Source organism: Pseudomonas sp. o96-267 (genome assembly GCF_003935465.1).
GTDB classification, from domain to species: domain Bacteria; phylum Pseudomonadota; class Gammaproteobacteria; order Pseudomonadales; family Pseudomonadaceae; genus Aquipseudomonas; species Aquipseudomonas sediminis.
Genome location: NZ_RHQP01000008.1, coordinates 25,804 through 44,574 on the forward strand (window position 1 = coordinate 25,804; position 18,771 = coordinate 44,574).

Genomic DNA, 18,771 nt, shown 5'->3' on the forward strand with positions numbered 1-18,771 from the left:
AGGAGACAGACCATGAACCAACGGATAATCCCCGCCCTGCTTATGACGATCGGCCTCGCTGTACTGGCCGGCTGCTCCTCGCCGTCGGTAATCACGCTGAATGACGGCCGTGAGATCCAGACCGTGGACAAGCCCAAATTCGATGAAGAATCCGGCTTCTACGAGTTCGAACAGCTCGACGGCAAACGCGCCACGATCAACAAAGATCAGGTGCAAACCGTCAAGGAGCTCTGAGGCAACAGCCTGAGCGCCCATATCGGCCAGCCAGATGGATGATACGAGTCGACAACCGGGTTGCCGACTCGTAGTTTTTTCGGGCTAACCCCTTGTGCGGTAAAAGTTTTTCGGTAGAATACGCGGCATTCGGAGTGTAGCGCAGCTTGGTAGCGCGTCTCGTTCGGGACGAGAAGGTCGCAGGTTCGAATCCTGTCTCTCCGACCAAATCAAAAACCCGCCTTAATCGGCGGGTTTTTTATTGGCTGCGTTTTGTCGAACTGACTCTCTCAACTCAGAAAGGCCACCACCTGCTCGGCATCGAATGGCCAGTTCAGCTCGCGGCCATTATCGCAACGGCGCAATACCGGAATACGCAATCCGTATTGCTCGACCATCCCCTCATGCTCGGCAATGTCGATCAACTCGACCAACAAGCCATTCTCGACGAATGGCATGAGCAACGCCTCGGCCACCTCGCAAAGATGGCAGCCCAGGGTTCCGAAAAGTTGGCATTCAGGCGTCATGAGCGCACCTCACTATCAGCAAGGTGCGCAGTTTAGCACTGGGCTAGATCAGCTCGCGTCGCCGACCTTGCCCGCCTGACCGGCGAGCAGCGACTGCAAACCGTCGAGCAGACTGCGGTTGAGGCTGTCGGCCTTTTCCAGGCGAGGCAGGTCGAAGCGCTCGTCGAGCGAGAAGCCACCCTTGAGCAGTTCCTTGAGCATACCGCCAGCGTCCTGCGCCAGATCACCGGCACTGCGCAGCGCATCGAGCAGGCCCTGGGCATATTCCTGCAGCCCCGCATTGACCGCACTGGCGCCCTGCCCGGCCACGGCGCCATAAGCATCGGTGGCCTGACGCACGGTGGTCTGCGTCAGGCGTAGCGACATCGAAGCCAATTGCTCACCATCCATATCCAGCGCCATAGCGCGATCGAAGGCGCCTGCCAGGTCACCGGCGTAGAACTTGTCGGAGAGATCCTGAACCTGGCTGAAGAGCTTCTCCAACGCCTTGATCTCGTCGTCGTCCAACTCACCTTCGACATCCACCTGCCAGCCGCCGATACGCATGCTGCCAGACTGGCTGCTGCCCACCACACTGGTGGACTTACCATCGCTGGAGGCGGCAAAACTGCTCTGCGACCAGCTGGCGGAAGCCTGCGCCACGGAAATGCGCAGGCGGTCACCATCGCGAGTAGTGACGGACAAATCGAAGGTCTCCGCCAGCGCGCTGAAGCGCTCACTGTAACCCGCCATCGCCACTTGGCCCGAGGCGCCAGGGGCGGCGCTGCCGAAACGCTTGTCGAGATCGCCGAAGCCATCCTGAATACGCTTGTAGGTATCGTCGATATCGCTAGCCACCTGCCCCTTGAGCACGCCCATGCCATCGAGAATCTTGCGTGCCTCAGCAAAACCCTTCTCGACGCCATCACGCGCCTGGGACAACAGCTTGTCCAGCTTGGCCGGATCAGCGCCTGCAGCGGCCTCGCTTTGCAGGCGTTGCTCGATAAAACCCAGAATCCGCCCAGCCACTTTCTCCGGGGTGTAGTCATCACGCGTTCCGGACAACGAGCCGGCCGGCACACCGAGCTTCTCGGCGAGGCGATTGGCCAAGGTGGCTTGGGCATCGGCGCTATTGCTGCGCGCCGCCATGGACTGGCTGGCTTGCGCAGCGCGGGAAGCGGCGGAATTCAGTGAGCTCAAAGGATTCATGACTGGGCACCCGAACAAGTTATCTGCCGAACTTAACGGCCGTTAAAAGGCAAGCTTTAACCTTTATCGACCAACGGTTGTCGATTTTTCTCAGCTCGATTGTGCTCCAGCGAAATTTTCCCGATCGATGGCCAGCCGCCGAAAATCCCTGACAAGCACGACCTAGAGCCCACGGCTGTTTACGCTCCGGCTCCACTCAAGGCTCGACAGACTAAAGTCTTACAGTCGACTCGCAGGCGAAATGCTTTATTTCGTCGCGCCGTAACTGGCTGGTCACTTCGTGGCCAACCTGCTTATAACAACGAGGAGACAACAATAATGAGTAAAACTCCCCTCGCCCGTGCCGTGGCCCTCGCCACGCTGGGCGCCAGCCTGAGCCTGCCAAGTCTGGCACAGGCTGACTTCATCGGTGACAGCAAAGCCTCTCTGGAGCTGCGCAACTTCTATATGAATCGGGACCTGCGCGACACCACTGCCGCGCAGCAGTCCAAGCGCGAGGAATGGGCACAGGGCTTTATCCTCAAGGCCGAGTCCGGCTTTACCGAGGGCACCGTCGGCTTTGGCCTGGACGCCTATGCGGGCCTGGGCCTGAAACTCGACTCATCTGACGAGCGCGCCGGAACCGGCCTGCTGCCCAACGGCTTCGGCAACGAGGGACCGGACGAATATTCCGAGTTCAGCGGCGCGGTCAAGGCACGCATCTCCAAGACCGCCGGCAGGGTCGGCGGACTGATGCCCAAGCTGCCCATCGTCTCCTCCGGTGACTCGCGCCTGCTGCCACAGGTGTTCACCGGCGGCATGATCACCTCGCAGGAAATCGACGGCCTGACCCTCACCGGCGGCCAACTGCGTGAAGTGAACCAGCGCGCCTCCACCGACCGGGTCGACATCACCGCCACCAACGTGGCCGGTGAGAGCGACCGCTACAACTTCGCCGGCGGCGACTACAAGTTCAACGGCGGCAACACCACCGTTGGCGTGTGGTATGGCGAGCTGGAGGATATCTACGACCAGAAGCTGTACAACCTGATCCATGTGCAGCCGATCGGCGACTGGAAACTGGGCGCCAACCTGGCCTACTTCGACTCCCAGGATAACGGTCGCAAACTCGGCGGCAAGCTGGACAACGACCTGACCTCGGTCAATCTCTGGGCCGGCATTGGCGCACACACTTTCCGCGTGGGTTACCAGAAGGTCGGCGGCGACAACGCCTTCCCCTTCCTGACCGAAACCGATCCGTACATCGTCAACTACATCCAGATTCTCGACTTCACCCGTAAGGACGAGAAATCCTGGCAAGCACGTTATGACGTCAACTTCGCCAGCTACGGCATTCCGGGTCTGACCGCCTTCGTCCGCTACGTCACCGGTGACGGCTTCGACGGTGTGGGTGGGGCGAGCGGCAAGGAATGGGAACGCGACGTCGATATCAGCTACATCATTCAGCAGGGCCCGCTGAAGAACCTCGGCGTGCGCTGGCGTAACGCGATGGTGCGTTCCAACGCGAGCATCGGCGACCTGGACGAGAACCGTCTGATCGTCAGCTATACCATTCCGTTGATGTAAGGCGCATCCGCGAAACGAAAACGCCGCAACACCGGTATCGGGTTGCGGCGTTTTTTTGTTTTTATCGAAACTGGAGAAGTGCAAGCTGCCTGAACCTTTCTCGACCAGGGAAACGCTCAAAGCTCTACACCGTCACTCCCGCGAAGGCGGGAGTCCAGGTACTGCGGGATTCTGGTTTCCCGCCTGCGCGGGAATGACGACTATTTCATTCCAGGTTGGCCTGACCACGGAGGACGTCCTCGATGGACAACTACCAGCCCTTGGCCTGTGATCTCTACGACTATCTGGAGATCGCCTGCATGCACCGCTATAAACTGGATATCGAACTGGTCGACGGCTCTCACCTACTGGGCCAGGCCCTGTCCACCGAAACCACGGCGAGCAAGGAAGAGTTTCTGCTGGTGCATACAGCCGACGGCGAGCAACGCCTGCGCATGGACCGCCTGCTGGCGTTCACCCCACAGGATGCTGGCGCCAGCTTTGGTCGGGTGCTGTTGAACGGCAATCGCTGCTGATCGCATGGCATCGCGGTGCGCACGGCGCACCCTACGGCGTCCTGTGATGCGGTATTACCACATCAGATCATCGGGAATCTGATAGGCCGCGTAAGGATCATCGGCATCCGGCTCTTCGACATGGGTGTTGAGCAGGACGATACGCGAAGCATCACGTTCCTGAATCTTCAGCGCGGCCTCGCGCGGGATGATCTCGTAACCACCGCCATGTCGGACGATGGCCAGCCAGCCGTTGGACAGCTTGTTGCGCACCATGGTGTTGACCGGCAGGCGCTTGACCTTCTTGTCATCGACGAAGTTGTAGTAATCATCGCCATCGAGTTTGGGCAGGCGTGAAAGCTCGATCAGTTGCTTGACCTGCGCTGTGCGGGCTTTCTGCTCGGCTTTTTCCTGCTGCTGACGATTCAGCTCCTGATCACGTGCGGCCTTTTCGGCTTGCGCCTGCAGCGCGGCCTGGCGTGTGCTGTCATCCAGTTCGGCCTGGCCTTTTTGCACCAGACGCTTCTGCTTTTGCTGTTGCTTGCCAGCCTGCTTGGCCTGTTTTTCATTGACCAGGCCGGCTTTGAGCAGCTGGTCGCGCAGGGAAAGACCCATGACTAAAGATCCCGAACATGATTCAGTTGCGGCAGCGACGCAGATTCGCGCTGCCAGTCCAAGGCGCCCAGCATAAGGGCTAAGCAGCGGCGGCTCCAGCCTTTAGGAGCGACCGGACGGCGAACCGCTTCAGCCGCGAAAGGCGGACAGCAAAGGCTTCGCGGATAAATCGGAACGCCGCCGTCTATAGGGTTCAACAGCCAGGCGACTGCTTCTCCAGCTTCTTCGCCTCGCCCCACAGGGCGTCCAGCTCCTCAAGCGAGCAACCGTCCATGCTGCGCCCGGCTTCACGTACGCTCTGTTCGATAAAGCGAAAACGCCGCTCGAACTTGCCATTGGCCGCGCGCAATGCCGCTTCCGGGTCCACCTTCAAGTGTCGCGCCAGGTTGGTGACGACGAACAGCAGATCACCAATCTCCTCGGCAACCGCCTCGGCATCGTTCTCGCTCATGGCTTCGAGCACTTCATCCAGCTCTTCACGCACCTTGTCCACCACCGGCAAGGCGTCGGGCCAATCGAAACCGACCTGGGCCGCACGCTTCTGCAGCTTGGCCGCACGCGACAGCGCCGGCAGCGCCGTCGGTACATCATCGAGCAGGGATAGCTGCTCGGGTGCAGCGGCCTTTTCGGCGCGCTCCTCGGCCTTTAGCTCTTCCCAGCGCTGCTTGACCGCAGCTTCCTCCAGCTTGGCGGCGTCCGGCGCCCCGTACAGATCACCGTCGGGAAACACGTGCGGGTGGCGACGAATCAGCTTGCTGGTGATGCCATCGACCACCCGAGCGAAGTCGAAACGCCCCTCCTCCTGCGCCAGCTGGCTGTAGTAGACCACCTGAAACAGCAGGTCGCCGAGCTCGCCCGGCAGATGTTCGAAGTCGCTGCGCTCGATTGCATCAGCGACCTCGTAGGCCTCCTCCAGGGTGTAGGGCACGATGCTCGCGTAGCTCTGCTTCAGATCCCACGGACAGCCGTGCTGCGGATCGCGTAGACGGGCCATCAGGTGCAGCAGGTCGTCGAGTCGATACATGAAAGCTCTCGCTAGGGTTTGTACGAAAAGTCGTCGAGCGAAGGTCAGGCAAGGCGAAATCGCTCGAAGAAGCGCAGTTTACGTGTTGTAAATGAGCATTCTGAGAGCGATTTCAACGCAGCATCACCGAGCGCAGGCACTTTCCGTACGAAGCCTAAGATACGCGGTGGCGACGCGCCTCGATGATATTGGGCAACTGACCGATACGCGCCAGCAGACGACCCAGGGCATCGAGCCCTGGAATCTCCACGGTGATCGACATGGAGGCGGTGTTGTCCTCCTTGTTCGAACGCGTGTTGACCGCCAGCACGTTGAGCTTCTCGTTGAGCAGCACCTGGGTGACGTCTCGCAACAGACCGGAGCGGTCGTAGGCCTTGATGACGATTTCCACCGGGTAGGTCTGCACCGGTACCGGCCCCCAGCTCACCTGAATCATCCGCTCCGGCTCGCGCGCAGTCTGCTGCAGCGCCGTTGGGCAGTCCTGACGGTGAATGGTGACGCCACGGCCGAGGGTGATGTAGCCGACGATGGGATCGCCCGGCAACGGCTGGCAACAGCCGGCCATCTGCGTCAGCAGGTTGCCGACGCCCTGGATCTGGATGTCGCCGCGTTTGCCCGGCTTGAAGCCCTGCGCCTTGCGTGGGATCAGCTCCAACTGCTCGTTGCCGCGTTCCGGCTCGACCAGTTGCTGCGCCAGGTTGACCGCATGGGCCAGGCGCACGTCGCCAGCACCCAGGGCAGCGAACAGGTCCTCGGCGGTTTTCAGGTTGGCCTTCTCGGCCAGCTTGTCGAAGTCCGCACCGACCAGGGCCATGCGTGCCAGTTCGCGTTCGAGCAGCTGCTTGCCGGCGGCGACGTTCTGGTCGCGATCCTGCAATTTGAACCAGTGGACGATCTTCGCCCGCGCGCGGCTGGTGGTGACGTAGCCCAGGTTGGGGTTGAGCCAGTCGCGGCTCGGCGAGCCCTGCTTGCTGGTGATGATCTCCACCTGCTCGCCGGTCTGCAGGCTGTAGGTCAGCGGCACGATACGGCCGTTGATCTTGGCGCCTCGGCAGTTGTGGCCGATCTCGGTATGCACGCGGTAGGCGAAGTCCAGCGGCGTCGCGCCCTTGGGCAGGTCTATGGCGTGGCCGTCAGGGGTGAAGACGTAGACCCGGTCCGGCTCGATATCCACGCGCAACTGCTCGGCCAGGCCACCGATATCGCCCAGTTCCTCGTGCCACTCGATGACCTGACGCAGCCAGGAAATCTTCTCTTCATAGTGGTTGGAGCCGGACTTGACGTCGGTACCCTTGTAGCGCCAGTGCGCGCAGACGCCCAGCTCGGCCTCTTCGTGCATGGCGTGGGTGCGTATCTGCACCTCCAGCACCTTGCCTTCCGGGCCGAGCACGGCGGTGTGCAGCGAGCGGTAGCCGTTTTCCTTGGGGTTGGCGATGTAGTCGTCGAACTCCTTGGGAATGTGCCGCCACAGGGTGTGCACGATACCCAGGGTGGTGTAGCAGTCGCGCACCTCCGGCACCAGCACGCGTACCGCACGCACGTCGTAAATCTGGCTGAACTGCAGGCCCTTGCGCTGCATCTTGCGCCAGATCGAATAGATGTGTTTCGCCCGCCCACTGATGTCGGGCTTGATGCCGGTGGCTTCCAGCTCCTGACGCAAATTCGCCATGGCGTCGTTGATATACTGCTCGCGATCGAGGCGACGCTCGTGCAGCAGCTTGGCGATCTGCTTGTACTGCTCCGGCTCCAGGTAGCGGAAGGACAGATCCTCCAGCTCCCACTTGATATGGCCGATACCCAGGCGGTGGGCCAGCGGCGCGTAGATGTCGAATACTTCGCGTGCCACGCGCTGGCGTTTTTCCTCGTCAGCCTCCTTGACCGCACGGATGGCGCAGGTGCGCTCGGCCAGCTTGATCAGCGCCACGCGCACGTCGTCGACCATGGCCACCAGCATCTTGCGCAGATTCTCCACCTGCGTTTGCGAGCCGAGCACGACCGATTCACGCGGGTTGATACTGGCGCTGATCGCCGCCATGCGCAGCACGCCTTCGATCAGCTTGGCCACCACCGGACCGAAGCGCTGATGCACCGCGGCCAGGGTAATCTTGCCCTCGCGCACGCCACGATAGATGACCGCGGCGACCAGCGAATCCTGATCGAGCTTGAGATCGGCGAGGATTTCCGCGATGTCGAGACCGGCGCGGAATGTCGAAGCGCCCTCGCTCCAGTGATGCTGATTGGTGTTGGCCTGTTGCTCCAGATCACGGGCGAATTCGCAGGCTTCTTGCAGCGCCTGACGATCCAGCGCCGGATCGACGCGGGTGACATGCTCCAACCAGGCCTCGAGGTTGATGCTGCCGTCATCGTTGACCGGCTGATGCGCTCTCACCTGAACCATCGTCTTACCTTCCCTACGGTGCGCTTAGGTCGCACCGAGCAGTCGCCGGCCTTCTCTGAGCCGGTCGGATTAACTGAAAGAATGCGCGTCCTGCGCATCCCTGCGGTACCGAACGTACCGCTTTGGCCCGAGGCCTAGACCTCGGGTTTCTCGAATAAAGCCATCGCCTCGACGTGCGCGGTCTGCGCGAACATGTCGAGAATCCCGGCACGGCGCAAACGATACCCCTGTTGCACCAGTTCGGCGGCATCGCGCGCCAGGGTGGTCGGGTTGCAGGAGACGTAAACCAGGCGCCGTGCGCCCAACTCCGTCATCCCGCGTACCGCCTGCAACGCACCATCGCGTGGCGGGTCAAGCAGCACCGCGGTAAAACCGCCCTGCGCCCAGGCCTCGCAAGCCAGCGGGTTGGACAGGTCGGCACGGAAAAAGTGCGCGTTGTCCAAACCATTGTTTTGCGCGTTGCCTGCGGCACGCTGCACCATCGCCTCGACACCCTCCACAGCCACCACTTCAGCGGCCTGCCGCGCCAGCGGCAGGGCGAAATTACCCAAGCCGCAGAACAGATCCAGCACCCGCTCGCCAGGTTGCACTGCCAACCAGTCTAGCGCCTGAGCGACCATCGCCTCGTTGACCAGACCATTGACCTGCACAAAGTCACCCGGCCGATAGGCCAAGTGCAGTTGCCAGCGCTCAAGCATGAAGCCCAGCTCAGCGGCCTGGTCGTCAGGCTGGGGTTGCCCCTCGCCCTGCAGCCACAGCTGCGCGCGATGCTCGCTGCAGAACACGCGCAGGCGACTCAGATCAGCCTCCGTCAGAGCGGCAGTGTGGCGCAGCAGCAGCGCTTCGGCCGTACCGCTGAACAGCTCCACGTGTCCGACTGCCTGTGGCTTCTCCAGACTGCGCAACAGCGCCGGCAACGCAGTGAGAATAGGCTGCAAGGGCTGTACCAGCACCGGGCATTCGTCGATGGCGACGATGTCCTGACTGGCCTCGGCACGAAAGCCGACCTGCAGTTGACGCGCCTTGGCATCCCAGCGTACGGCAATGCGCGCGCGACGGCGGTAGCCGAATTCAGGACCGGCAAGCGGCGCCGCCCATTCGTCTGGCTGCACGCCGCCCAGGCGTGACAACTGCTCGGCCAGCGTGCGCTGTTTCAGGGCCAACTGATCGGCATGAGGCATGTGCTGCAGGTTGCAGCCGCCGCAACGGTCAGCGTGCACGCAGGGCGCCGCGCGGCGCTCGCTGCTGGCGGCGATGATCCTTTCGGCGCGTGCCTCGACGGTCTGGCTGCGGGCAGCGAGTACCCGCGCCTCAACTTCTTCGCCGGCCAGTGCACCACTAACGAACCAGGTACGTCCGCCTTCGAAGGCGATGCCGCGACCGTCACCGGCCAGACGCTCGATGGACAGCTTCTGCTTCTTGCCGACCGGCACCTGCGCCGCACGGCTGCCGCCGCTGGGCTGAAAGCGCAGGTTGGAGCTGCGTCTGGCCATCAGCGCGCCGGTTCTTCGTAAACGCCGGTGGACAGGTAACGGTCGCCACGGTCGCAGATGATCGCCACCAGCACCGCGTTCTCCAGCTGCTGCGAGAGGCGCAGCATGCCGGCCACCGAGCCACCTGAAGACACGCCGCAGAAGATGCCCTCTTCCCGCGCCAGGCGCCGCATGACGTGCTCGGCCTCGGCCTGGCCCATGTCCATCACCTGATCGACCCGTTCGGCCTGATAGATCTTCGGCAGGTATTCCTCGGGCCAGCGGCGAATGCCGGGAATGGCCGAGCCTTCCTGCGGTTGCAGACCGACGATCTGGATCGCCGGGTTCTGCTCCTTGAGGTAGCGCGAGGTGCCCATGATGGTGCCGGTGGTCCCCATGGAGCTGATGAAGTGGGTGATGGTCCCGCCGGTCTGGCGCCAGATCTCGGGGCCGGTACCGCTGTAGTGCGCCTCGGGATTGTCGCCGTTGGCGAACTGGTCGAGCACCTTGCCGCGGCCCTCGGCCTGCAGCTTCTCGGCCAGGTCACGCGCGCCTTCCATGCCCTCTTCCTTGCTGACCAGGATCAGCTCGGCGCCATAAGCGGTCATCGCCCACTTGCGCTCGGCGGTGGAGTTGTCCGGCATGATCAGGATCATCTTGTAACCCTTGATCGCCGCGGCCATGGCCAGGGCGATGCCGGTGTTGCCACTGGTGGCTTCGATCAGGGTATCGCCGGGCTGGATGGCGCCGCGCAGCTCGGCGCGGTTGATCATCGACAAGGCCGGACGATCCTTGACCGAACCGGCCGGGTTGTTGCCTTCCAGCTTGACCAGCAAGGTATTGCTGGTGTCACCGCCCAGGCGTTGCAGACGTACCAGAGGGGTATTACCGATGCAGTCGGCAATGGTGGGAAATTGCAGGGTCATGGGTCGCTCGAATCCAGACTGACGCGAAGGGGCGTCATGATACGCCGAACCCGCCGCGGCATCACCCAGCGAACGTAACCAGCGGCTGTTCGGCGTGATCAGGCCGCCGGCATGCGCAGCGATACGCGCAAGCCATGCCTGCCGTTCTCGGCCCAGACGCGACCGCCTTGTGTCTCGATCATGCTACGGGCGATGGCCAGCCCCAGGCCGAAACCGTCGCCGCCCGGCCTGGCGGTGCTGAGACGGGTAAACGGACGGAAGATGGTCTCCAGCTCGTTTTCTGCCACACCCGCCCCCTGATCCTCGATCCACAGCAACCAATGATCGCCTTCCTGCCGGCCAGCGAGGCGAACCAACCCGTCGTGCGGCGAATGCCGGATGGCATTGCGCAGGATGTTTTCCAGCGCCTGCGCCAGACCATTGAGATTGCCGCGCACTCGGCAACCTACCGGCAGATCGCAGGGCATGCGCGCAAGTGGCCAGCCGGTTTCGAAGCCGGCGTTCTCGCGCAGCACATCCCACAGCCGGATTACATCCACCTCTTCGCAGGGCAGTTGCGGTCGCTCCGTGTCCAGCCAGACCAGTTCCAGAGCATCGCCGACCAGTTTTTCCATGGCATCCACTTCACGTGCCAGGCGCTGGCGCAGTGCAACGTTGTCACCCTCGTTCTCCCCGGCCACACGCAAGCGGCTCAGCGGCGTGCGCAGTTCATGAGAACGGTCGCGCAACAACTGACGCTGAAACGCGACCGTACCCTGCAGGCGCTCCGCCATATGGTCGAAGCTTCGCGCCAGCTCACCCAACTCGTCCTTGCGCCCGGTGACCGGTAGGCCAAGCCTGGCAGACAGATCACCAGCACTCAGCGCGGCAGCCTGGCGTCGAAGGATCGCCAAGGGGGCGATCAACAGCCGATAAAGCAGCAGTGCCACGACCACGGCCAAGACCGCCGGCAGTACCCGCTGCAGAAGCAGCTCCCACAGCTCGTTGTACTTGCGCGGATTCAAGTGCTGCGGCAACGCCATGACCAGGCGGGCCTTTCCATCGCTGAAGGGCACGTAGAAGGTCGGCGTACCGCCTGGTCGGCCCACGGGAAAATCCAGCTTGCGCACGAAATCCAGGCGCTGCTCTTCTTCATCGCTCAGTGGTCGCGAGGCCAGCGAATGCTTGTGCTCATCGACCACCGCGGCCCAGACCCGCTCACGCTCGTGCAGGTGCTGTAGATAAGCATCGACGCCAGGCGCCCCACCCTCTCGCCATGACTTTTCGGCCTGCCGCGCCTCGTCTCTGAGCACCTGCCGGGTCGACTCGGGCAGATAGGAGGTCGCCTCGAGCAACATCCGCCCGACATCCACATGCAAGCTGACCAGCAGCAGGCAGAACAGCGCCAGGGCGCCAGCCAGCCGCCACAGCAGCGAATGACGTCCCGGCAGACTCATGGCCCGGCCTGCGTCAGGATGTAGCCCTTGCCCCAGACGGTATTCACCCGCGTGGCCTCATAGCCCACCGCCTGCAATTTGCGCCGAATATGGCTGACGTGCATGTCCAGGCTGCGATCGTGCTGGGAATAGGCACGGCGTAATGCCTGCTGATAAAGGAAGGGCTTGCTCAGGGCCTCGTCGCGATGCCGCCAGAGCAACTCCAGCACGCGGTACTCACTGGGCGTCAGGCCCACCCAGGTACCCGAGAAGGCGACATCGCTGCGCCCTTCATCGAACTGCAAGCCACCGTCGAAGCTGCCGAGGTGCTGCTCGCGACGCTCGTAGGCGACCCGCCGCAGAATCGCCTCGACCCGCACGCTGAGTTCACCGAGGCTGAAAGGCTTGGGCAAATAATCGTCGGCACCCTGGCTGAACCCGGCGATGCGATTCTGCTCATCCCCCAGGGCCGACATCAGCAGTACCGGCACACTGCGGCGCTGGCGCAGACGCTGCAACACCTCCAGGCCATTGGTGCCGGGCAGAAGGATGTCCATCAGCACCAGATCGAAGTCTTCGCTTTCGGCCAACTGCAAACCTTCGCTGCCATCGTGACTCAAGGTCACGTCAAACCCGCAGCTCATCAGGTGCGACTGTACGTGGCTGGCGAGCAAGGGGTCATCCTCAACGGCAAGGATGCGAGCCGAGGTAGGTGTACGGGTCATCATGCGTGGTCAACCAAGAGACATTGAATGCGAACAATTCTATCTACTAAACACTAATCTCTCACCTACAGATTCCGCCGCGCCGAATCGCTACACTGCCCAGATGTTCCGAAGGAGGAAGGTCGTGTTCAAGGATCTCAGCATCAAAGGGCGCGTACTGCTGCTCACCCTGCTGCCCACCAGCCTGCTGGCCTTGGTGCTGGGCGGTTATTTCACCTGGGTGCAGCTATCGGGCTTGCAGACTCAATTGCTGCAACGCGGCGAGATGCTGGTCGAACACCTGGCCCCCCTGGCGGCGCCGGCGCTGGAACAGAAGGACGTGAAGAAGCTTGAGCGTATCGCCCAGCAGGCACTGGAGCACCCGGACGTTCGTGCAGTCGGTTTTCTTGCCCCTGAGCGCGCCTCCCTGGCGCACGCCGGCCCCAGCATGCTCAACCCCACGCCCAGCGGCCAGCCGGGCGTCAGCCTGCTCAGTGGCCAGGATGCCACGCGCTTTCTGCTGCCGGTCTACGACCAGCACCTGGTGCTCAACGACACCCTCGCCGAGGACGGTCAACTGGAGCTGCTCGGTTGGGTCGAGCTGGAGCTCTCGCACCAGGGCACACTGCTCAGCGGCTACCGCAGCCTGTTCGCCAGCCTGCTGCTGATCGCCGGCGGCCTTGCCGTCACCGCCCTGCTCGCCCTGCGCATGAGCCGCAGCATCAACGGCCCGCTACGCGCGATCAAGGCCGGGGTCGCACAGCTCAAGGACGGCCATCTGGAAACCCGCCTGCCACCGTTGGGCAGCCATGAAATGGACGAACTGGCCTCTGGCATCAACCGTATGGCCGAGGCGCTGCAGAACGCCCAGGAAGAATTGCAGCACAGCATCGAGCAGGCCACTGAAGACGTGCGCCAGAACCTGGAGACCATCGAGATCCAGAACATCGAACTGGACTTCGCGCGCAAGGAGGCCCTGGAAGCCAGCCGTATCAAGTCCGAATTCCTGGCCAACATGAGCCACGAAATCCGCACCCCGCTCAATGGCATTCTCGGCTTCACCAACCTACTGCAGAAGAGCGAGCTCAGCCCGCGCCAGCAGGACTATCTGTCGACCATCGAGAAGTCCGCCGACAGCCTGCTCGGCATCATCAACGAGGTGCTCGACTTCTCCAAGATCGAAGCCGGCAAGCTGATGCTCGAATCCATCCCCTTCAACCTACGTGACCTGCTACAGGACACCCTGACCATCCTCGCCCCCGCAGCCCATGAAAAGCAGCTGGAACTGGTCAGCCTGATCTACCGCGACACGCCGCTGGCCCTGCGCGGCGACCCGCTGCGCCTGAAGCAGGTACTGACCAACCTGGTCAGCAACGCGATCAAGTTCACCCGCGAAGGCACCATCGTCATGCGCGCCATGGTCGAGGACGAGAGCGCCGACAGCGCGCAGCTGCGCATCAGCGTGATGGACACCGGCATCGGCCTGTCGGATGAGGACCTGCGCGCGCTGTTCCAGGCTTTCAGCCAGGCCGACAACTCGCTCAGCCGCCAGGCCGGCGGCACCGGCCTTGGCCTGGTGATTTCCAAGCGCCTGATCGAGCAGATGGGCGGCGAGATCGGCGTCGACAGCACGCCAGGCGAAGGCTCGGAATTCTGGATCACCCTGACCCTGCCCAAGGCACGCGACGATGCCGAAGATCTGCCGCGCGCAGCCTTTCAGGGGCGTCGTGTGGCCGTGCTGGAAAGTCACGAACTGGCGCGCCAGGCCCTGACCCACCAGCTTGAGGACTGCGGCCTGGAGGTGGAGAGTTTCTCCGATCCCGCTCAGCTCTTCGAAGCGGTGAACAACCAGCACACTCGCGAACGCCCGCTGAGCCTGGCAGTGCTGGGCATTACCGCCAGCCAGCTGGCGCCCGAGAGTCTCGGCCAACGGATATGGGACCTCGACCGCCTCGGCTGCAAAGCGCTGGTACTCTGCCCGACCACCGAGTTGGGCCTGTTCCACGACTCGCTGCCCGACGCCTATAACCAGTTGCAGGCCAAGCCCCCTTGCACACGCAAGCTGCACAAGGCACTGATAGAACTGGTCAGCCCGCAACGGCCGATCAGCGAGCCGGTGGTGATCAGCGATACTCGCCGACCACAGATTCTCTGCGTCGACGACAACCCGGCGAACCTGCTGCTGGTGCAGACCCTGCTCGATGACCTTGGCGCCCAGGTGACTGCCGTCGACAGCGGCTACGCGGCGATAGAAGCGGTGCAGCAGGACAGCTTCGACCTGGTGTTCATGGACGTGCAGATGCCCGGCATGGATGGACGCGAAGCCACCGAAGTGATTCGCCAATGGGAAAGCGAGCAGGGCCGCAGCACCACACCGATCATCGCCCTCACCGCCCATGCCCTGGCCAACGAGAAGCGCGCCCTGTTGCAAAGCGGCATGGACGACTACCTGACCAAGCCGATCAACGACCGCCAATTGGCCCAGGTGGTGCTCAAGTGGACCGGCCTTAACCTGCGCAACCCGCCAACACACAAGGCCGCCCCGCCCACCCCTGCGCAGTCGCAACCCAAGGTGCTCGACAACGAGGAAGGCCTGCGTCTGGCAGCCGGCAAGCCCGACCTGGCCGCCGATATGCTGAGCATGCTGCTGGCGGGCCTGCCCGGCGACCGTCAGGCCATCCGCCAGGCTCGCGCTAGCGGTGAACGCACGACGTTGATCGAGCGAGTTCACCGCCTGCACGGCGCTACCCGCTACTGCGGCGTGCCCCAGCTGCGCGCTGCCTGCCAGCGCAGCGAGACCCTGCTCAAACAGGACGACCCCGAAGCTCAGCGTGCCCTGGACGAGCTGGACGCAGCGATCGAGCGCCTGAGCGAAGCCGCCGCGCAAAGCGCTTGAGGAACCCATATGCGCATCTGCCTGTTCAGCAGCAAACCCTATGACCGTGACTCGTTTCTCGCGGCAAACTGCCCGCCCGACTGGCATCTGCAGTTCCACGAAACACGCCTGACCGCCGACAGCGTGGCATTGGCCAAAGGCAGCGAGGTGGTCTGCGCCTTCATCAATGACGACCTGTCCGCCCCGGTGCTGGAGCAATTGGCCGCTGATGGCACGCGCCTGATCGCCCTGCGCGCGGCCGGCTACAACCATGTCGACCGGGCCGCGGCGCAGCGGCTCGGCCTACCGGTCGTGCGGGTGCCGGCCTATTCGCCCCACGCCGTGGCCGAACACGCGGTAGCCCGGGTCATGGCCCTCAATCGACGTACCCACCGGGCCTTCAATCGCACCCGCGAAGGGGACTTTTCCCTGCACGGCCTGACCGGCTTCGACCTGCATGGCAAGCGCGGCGGCGTGGTCGGCGGCGGCAAGCTCGGCCAGGTCTTCGCCCGCATCATGCATGGCTTCGGCTGCCAGGTGCTGATTCACGACCCGTTCCCGCTGAGCGGGCTGGAGGCCCTGGGCGCACGCCAGGCGCCGCTGGACGAGGTGATCGCCAGCAGCGACATCCTCAGCCTGCACTGCCCGCTGACCGATGCCAGCTACCACCTGATCGACCGTGAACGCCTGACCCAGATGAAACGCGGCGCCATGCTGATCAACACCGGTCGCGGCGCCCTGGTCGATGCTCCCGCGCTGATCGAAGCGCTGAAGAGCGGCCAGCTCGGCTACCTGGGCCTGGACGTCTACGAGGAAGAGTCGGAACTGTTCTTCGAGGATCACTCCGACCTGCCGCTGCAGGACGACACCCTGGCCCGCCTGCTGAGCTTCCCCAACGTCATCATCACCGCGCACCAGGCCTTTCTCACCCACGAGGCACTCGCGGCCATCGCCCACACCACCCTGGACAACATCAAGGCCTGGCTAGCCGGACGGCCAAGCAATGAGGTCAAGGCCGGCGCGTGATAGCATGCCGGCTGATCCGGAGGACCCATGGCCGAACACGATTTCCGTTATTCCCTGCTCAACCCGCAACATACCCTCACCGAATGCCGCGCACTGGCGCCGGGCCGCTACCAGGTCACCGGCAACGGCGGTTCGATCCAGGCCAATGACGTGCTGCTGGTCACCCTCAAGGGCAGCCGCGACCTGCACATGCGCCTGGAAGTGGAGAAGGTTCGCCACCTGATCAACCCGCCCGGCCAATGGCTGGCCGTGTGCAAGGGTCCGCAGTTCAAGGAACTGGCCATCCATAACTGGCAGGTGAACTGCGACAGCTGCGGCAAGCAGCTGGATTTCGAATTCGCCGTCGATGCGGCCCTTGGCAAAGCCGCGCAAGCGCCAGCCGCCGAAGCCCGCATCACCGAGCTGGGCTGGCGCAACGATGCCGGTCGTCACCTATGCCGCACCTGCCAGGAGGCCTGACAGCATGAATCGCGCCCTGCCCCTCGCCCTGCTCGCCGCCACCTTGGTAGGCTGCGCCAGCGACGCACCGCAGCTGGAAACCGAACGCAGCTACCAAGTGGAATGGATCGGCGAACGCCCGCTGATAGACCGCAGCCACCTGACCGTGACCTTTGCCGCTGACGGTCGCGCTCACGGTCACGCCGGCTGCAACCACTGGTTCGCTGGCTACACGCTGAAGGATGACTCTGTCCGTTTCGAAACCCCGGGCAGCACCCGCAAGATGTGCGCGCCCTCATTGATGGAGCAGGAGCAGCGCTTCCTCGCGGCACTGACTGAAGTGCAGCGCTGGGACTTCAATGACATCGGCCAACTGCAACTGTGGCAGGCCAGCGGCAAACCGATTCGCCTGTGGGCGGAGTGACACGACGCTCGCCCAGCAGGACGCACTCTGTTCCTGTAGGAGCGGCTTCAGCCGCGATAAAACCCCGCGGCTAAAGCCCCTCCCACGACGGCAACTACGCGAACAGCTCCAACTGCTCCTGCCGCCCGCGCAGATCATGCAGCCTGACGCCCACCCCGAGCAGCCGCACCGGCTTGCCGCCCCGGGCAAAGGCGTTGCTCAGCAATAGCCGATAGCTTTCCAGATCCCGACTGGCCCCCGCCTGCTCCAGGGTGGTCTGGGTAAAGTCATGGAACTTCACCTTGACGAAGGGCTTGTCCGGCCGATAGCTGGCGTCCAGCCGCTGCAAACGGCCGTTCATCTCCTCAAGCAGCGCCGGCAGCTTCTCCAGGCAGGCCTCCAGGTCGGGCAGGTCCTGATCGTAGGTATTCTCGACGCTCAGTGATTGGCGACGACTGTCCACCTGCACGGCGCGCTCGTCGATGCCGTGGGCCAGGCGCCATAGACGCTCGCCAAAACTGCCGAATTCGCGCACCAACGCCAGCTTGTTCCACTCCCGCAGATCTAGACAGGTGCGAATACCCAGGCGCGTCAGCTTGTCAGCCGTGACCTTGCCGACACCATGCAGCTTGTTCACCGGCAACTCGGCAACAAAATCGTCGACCTGATCCGGGGTGATCACGAACAACCCGTTGGGCTTGCGCCAGTCGCTGGCGATCTTGGCCAGGAACTTGTTAGGCGCCACCCCTGCCGACACGGTGATGTGCAGCTCCTGCACCACGCGGCGGCGAATTTCCTGGGCGATGCGGGTGGCGCTGCCGGAGAAATGCGCCGACTCACTGACATCCAGATAGGCCTCGTCCAGCGACAGCGGCTCGATCAGGTCGGTGAACTGGCGAAAGATGCCGTGAATCTCGCGGGAAACCGAGCGGTACACCTCGAAGCGCGGCTTGACGATCAGCAGGTCCGGGCACAGCTTCAGCGCATGCCGCGAGGACATCGCCGACCGCACGCCATAGGCACGTGCCTCGTAGTTGCAGGTGGCGATCACCCCACGACGGTCAGCCGAACCGCCAACGGCCAGCGGACGATTGGCCAGGCTCGGGTCGTCACGCATCTCGATGGCGGCGTAAAAGCAGTCGCAGTCAACGTGGATTATCTTGCGCACAACACCCTCGAAAGCCTTGCCAGGTCTGGTCGAACTCGCTGAAGTCTAACAGTTGTTTGAGGCTAACCATCTGAGTTGAAAACAGTTTTTTGAAGATAATAGTTGACGCAAAGCTCTCTACCGGTAGAATGGCCGCCGCGGGATGGAGCAGTCTGGTAGCTCGTCGGGCTCATAACCCGAAGGTCGTAGGTTCAAATCCTGCTCCCGCAACCAGCTTCCGAAAAGGTCACTCTAACGAGTGGCCTTTTTGTTTGCCTGTCGATTAGTATTTTCGATCAAAAGCAAGAAACCGATTGACAACACTCTCTCCCTGAGTAGA

At 62.9% G+C, this 18,771-nt stretch carries 17 protein-coding genes and 2 tRNA genes; 9 read left to right on the top strand and 10 right to left on the bottom strand.

Annotated elements, in window-relative coordinates:
* Positions 1-12 precede the first annotated feature (12 nt).
* Entirely contained in the window at positions 13-234 is a 222-nt protein-coding gene (locus tag EGJ86_RS07075; RefSeq protein WP_099525269.1) for a YgdI/YgdR family lipoprotein, read from the top strand.
* Positions 235-364: 130 nt separating this feature from the next.
* A tRNA-Pro gene (locus EGJ86_RS07080) sits at positions 365-441 on the top strand.
* Positions 442-503: 62 nt separating this feature from the next.
* Here EGJ86_RS07080 and EGJ86_RS07085 read toward each other — a convergent pair.
* Both EGJ86_RS07085 and EGJ86_RS07090 read right to left on the bottom strand, forming a co-directional pair.
* Positions 504-740, bottom strand: a complete 237-nt coding sequence (locus tag EGJ86_RS07085; RefSeq protein ID WP_106733890.1) for a glutaredoxin family protein — start codon at positions 738-740, stop codon at positions 504-506.
* Positions 741-788: 48 nt separating this feature from the next.
* Complete coding sequence (locus EGJ86_RS07090; protein ID WP_106733889.1) at positions 789-1,928, bottom strand: DUF5610 domain-containing protein; 1,140 nt, start codon at positions 1,926-1,928, stop codon at positions 789-791.
* A 318-nt stretch (positions 1,929-2,246) separates the two neighbouring features.
* Here EGJ86_RS07090 and EGJ86_RS07095 point away from each other — a divergent pair, with 318 nt between their 5' ends.
* Complete coding sequence (locus EGJ86_RS07095) at positions 2,247-3,494, top strand: OprD family porin (protein ID WP_125834571.1); 1,248 nt, start codon at positions 2,247-2,249, stop codon at positions 3,492-3,494.
* A gap of 242 nt (positions 3,495-3,736) precedes the next feature.
* Entirely contained in the window at positions 3,737-4,009 is a 273-nt protein-coding gene (locus EGJ86_RS07100; protein ID WP_125834572.1) for a Rho-binding antiterminator, read from the top strand.
* Positions 4,010-4,063: 54 nt separating this feature from the next.
* Here the strand turns inward: EGJ86_RS07100 and EGJ86_RS07105 are convergent, their stop codons facing one another.
* The 7 genes from EGJ86_RS07105 to EGJ86_RS07140 form a co-directional block, all read right to left on the bottom strand.
* Positions 4,064-4,603: a DUF2058 domain-containing protein gene (locus tag EGJ86_RS07105; RefSeq protein ID WP_106733886.1), complete on the bottom strand. Its 540-nt coding sequence runs from the start codon at positions 4,601-4,603 to the stop codon at positions 4,064-4,066.
* A 193-nt stretch (positions 4,604-4,796) separates the two neighbouring features.
* The gene (gene mazG / locus EGJ86_RS07110; protein ID WP_106733885.1) at positions 4,797-5,627 is read right to left on the bottom strand and encodes a nucleoside triphosphate pyrophosphohydrolase; all 831 of its coding nucleotides are present in this window, start codon (positions 5,625-5,627) and stop codon (positions 4,797-4,799) included.
* Positions 5,628-5,781: 154 nt separating this feature from the next.
* On the bottom strand, positions 5,782-8,025 hold the full coding sequence (relA, locus tag EGJ86_RS07120) for a GTP diphosphokinase (protein WP_099525263.1): 2,244 nt from the start codon (positions 8,023-8,025) through the stop codon (positions 5,782-5,784).
* 134 nt (positions 8,026-8,159) lie between these two features.
* Positions 8,160-9,518, bottom strand: coding sequence for a 23S rRNA (uracil(1939)-C(5))-methyltransferase RlmD (gene rlmD / locus EGJ86_RS07125; protein ID WP_125834573.1), 1,359 nt, complete (start codon positions 9,516-9,518; stop codon positions 8,160-8,162).
* A complete protein-coding gene (gene cysM, locus EGJ86_RS07130; protein WP_106733883.1) occupies positions 9,518-10,423 on the bottom strand; it encodes a cysteine synthase CysM in 906 nt (301 codons plus the stop codon). Before cysM ends, rlmD begins: the two co-directional genes overlap by 1 nt.
* A 98-nt stretch (positions 10,424-10,521) precedes the next feature.
* Positions 10,522-11,859: a sensor histidine kinase gene (locus EGJ86_RS07135; protein ID WP_125834574.1), complete on the bottom strand. Its 1,338-nt coding sequence runs from the start codon at positions 11,857-11,859 to the stop codon at positions 10,522-10,524.
* Positions 11,856-12,566 (bottom strand): response regulator transcription factor, encoded by a 711-nt coding sequence (locus EGJ86_RS07140; protein WP_125834575.1) that lies wholly within the window; start codon positions 12,564-12,566, stop codon positions 11,856-11,858. Before EGJ86_RS07140 ends, EGJ86_RS07135 begins: the two co-directional genes overlap by 4 nt.
* Positions 12,567-12,687: 121 nt before the next feature.
* Here EGJ86_RS07140 and EGJ86_RS07145 point away from each other — a divergent pair, with 121 nt between their 5' ends.
* From EGJ86_RS07145 to EGJ86_RS07160, 4 genes are read left to right on the top strand one after another with little or no spacing between them, the layout of a single operon-like run.
* Complete coding sequence (locus tag EGJ86_RS07145) at positions 12,688-15,438, top strand: response regulator (RefSeq protein WP_125834576.1); 2,751 nt, start codon at positions 12,688-12,690, stop codon at positions 15,436-15,438.
* A 9-nt stretch (positions 15,439-15,447) separates the two neighbouring features.
* Complete coding sequence (locus EGJ86_RS07150; RefSeq protein WP_125834577.1) at positions 15,448-16,443, top strand: 2-hydroxyacid dehydrogenase; 996 nt, start codon at positions 15,448-15,450, stop codon at positions 16,441-16,443.
* Positions 16,444-16,470: 27 nt separating this feature from the next.
* Complete coding sequence (locus EGJ86_RS07155; protein ID WP_125834578.1) at positions 16,471-16,902, top strand: hypothetical protein; 432 nt, start codon at positions 16,471-16,473, stop codon at positions 16,900-16,902.
* Between the two features lie 4 nt (positions 16,903-16,906).
* Positions 16,907-17,305 (top strand): META domain-containing protein, encoded by a 399-nt coding sequence (locus EGJ86_RS07160; RefSeq protein WP_125834579.1) that lies wholly within the window; start codon positions 16,907-16,909, stop codon positions 17,303-17,305.
* Between the two features lie 94 nt (positions 17,306-17,399).
* Here the strand turns inward: EGJ86_RS07160 and dinB are convergent, their stop codons facing one another.
* A complete protein-coding gene (gene dinB, locus EGJ86_RS07165; RefSeq protein WP_125834580.1) occupies positions 17,400-18,452 on the bottom strand; it encodes a DNA polymerase IV in 1,053 nt (350 codons plus the stop codon).
* 136 nt (positions 18,453-18,588) lie between these two features.
* Here dinB and EGJ86_RS07170 point away from each other — a divergent pair.
* Positions 18,589-18,665 (top strand) — tRNA-Met (locus tag EGJ86_RS07170).
* Positions 18,666-18,771 lie beyond the last annotated feature (106 nt).